3 pseudogenes are annotated in these 1029 nt (G+C 37.4%); 2 read left to right on the top strand and 1 reads right to left on the bottom strand.

The features are described 5' to 3' along the window. Window positions 1-116: pseudogene (locus tag ACUVJL_RS13910) on the top strand (IS5/IS1182 family transposase); the annotation flags it as partial. A 195-nt stretch (window positions 117-311) separates the two neighbouring features. After that, window positions 312-683: pseudogene (locus tag ACUVJL_RS13915) on the top strand (IS4 family transposase); the annotation flags it as partial. 263 nt (window positions 684-946) lie between these two features. Here ACUVJL_RS13915 and ACUVJL_RS13920 read toward each other — a convergent pair. Continuing rightward, window positions 947-1029 (bottom strand): annotated as a pseudogene (locus ACUVJL_RS13920) (photosystem II protein D1); the annotation flags it as partial.

Below are 1029 nucleotides of genomic sequence, written 5' to 3' on the forward strand. Positions count from 1 at the left end.
GAATACTTTCATCAAGATATCGGAATCGAAGAAGGCGCTTCGGATTAAGATTTAATTTGATCGCTGGTATTTATAATTATGAACTTTCTTTAAAGACTAAATTAGAGATCGCCTGAGACTTTCGCAAGAGGTCTATTAAACGGAATGTAAGGATTCAGGTCATGTAAAAAGCAGTAAAACCTATACGGTGTAACCATTTGATCGAATAATCATCAAATATCCATTCTTATTAAGAAACCCTGAAAGCTTTTATTTTCGTACCTATTGAGAATTAAGCTGTTGATTTAGCGAAGGCTTTAATTCTAGAAGTCCTTCTGTCACTACGTTTCAGATACCTGAATTCTTACAACGGAATCAAGCTCCAAATCTGGGCTACTTGGCTATTTTATGCGGTTTTAGTAGATTTAGAAGATGCAGTTGTCGATGAATTAGGAGTACCAATTGAACGGGTTTCATTAGAAATGATTTATCGGGGGATGTATCATTTTTCGGTTGCCTATCAAAAAGGAATAGCCTCTGACCTAGTTAAGTATTTTGCCGCCGATAAAAATCAAGATTTAGGGATTGTTAAGCGACGGCGAAAACCTCATGTCAGGCTAATTATTTCTCCTTTCCCTGGAACTCAAAGAAGTCCCGAACAATTTTTTTTCAATAATAAAGGAACAAATGGAGTCATATTTTAATTGGGTCAACCGGTAAAATATGAGTAAAATTACTCATTGACAATAGTGCTTTTAGCTTAACTTGTGAGTAATGGGGTGGGCAACATCAATATCGATGCTTAGATTGTCGGAGTAACCCCCAGTGGCGATCGGGCGGGACTGTCAACGAAAATGGTAGAGACTTAATCCCAGCAAATATTATAAAAAAACCTATAAAATATTTTTTCCCAAACAAAAAGCGCCCCTATTTCTAGGAGCGCTTTTTGTTTATCAAAAACTAAAACTTAGCCGTTGATAGAAGGAGCAACCATTGCTACTGGGGTGACTTCACCAGCAGCCAAGTCAAGAGGGAAGTTGTGAGCATTGC

The sequence above is a fragment of the Microcoleus sp. OTE_8_concoct_300 genome (assembly GCF_031383065.1).
Taxonomy (GTDB): domain Bacteria; phylum Cyanobacteriota; class Cyanobacteriia; order Cyanobacteriales; family Microcoleaceae; genus Microcoleus.